Origin of the sequence: Lentzea terrae, assembly GCF_003265345.1 — a bacterium.
In the GTDB taxonomy this organism is placed as follows: domain Bacteria; phylum Actinomycetota; class Actinomycetes; order Mycobacteriales; family Pseudonocardiaceae; genus Lentzea; species Lentzea terrae.
Genome location: NZ_QFWW01000042.1, coordinates 1 through 552, shown reverse-complemented (window position 1 = coordinate 552; position 552 = coordinate 1). Strand labels below are relative to the sequence as shown.

1 protein-coding gene is annotated in these 552 nt (G+C 70.3%); it reads left to right on the top strand.

What is annotated here, in order from left to right; translation table 11 throughout:
- Positions 1 to 104: 104 nt before the first annotated feature.
- The coding region (locus DI276_RS47605; protein WP_157985388.1) for a leucine zipper domain-containing protein at positions 105 to 552 on the top strand (448 nt) is incomplete at its 3' end.

Genomic DNA, 552 nt, shown 5'->3' with positions numbered 1-552 from the left:
TGTACCTGGCCAACACGTTGGTGACGGTGTGTCGGCTTGATCATGGGTGAGGCCTCCGGGTGCGGTGGTGATTGCGAAGTCAGTCACCACAGCCGGAGGCCTCGATGGGACACGCTAACGCCCGTCTGACCGTGCATGGACGCCTGGTCCTGGTTGAGCGGGTCTCCGCTGGCAGACCCGTCGCTCACGTGGCCAAGGAGCTCGGTGTGTCGCGGCAGTGTGCGCATCGGTGGGTGCGCCGGTTCCGCGAGGAGGGCGCGACAGGTCTGGTCGATCGGTCCAGCCGGCCGCACCACACGCCGTCCCGCACACCGGCCGAAGCCGAGGAACGAGTCATCGCCGCGCGGGCGCGGCTGCGGTGCGGCCCAGCTCGGATCAGCGCCGCCACCGGTGTCCCGGTCCGCACGGTCTCACGCGTGCTGACCCGGCATGGCGTGCCGCGGCTGGCCGAGTGTGACCCGCTGACCGGGCAACGCATCCGCGCCACCCGGCACACCACCCGCCGCTACGAACACTCGCACGCGGGCGACCTGCTGCACCTCGACGTCAAAA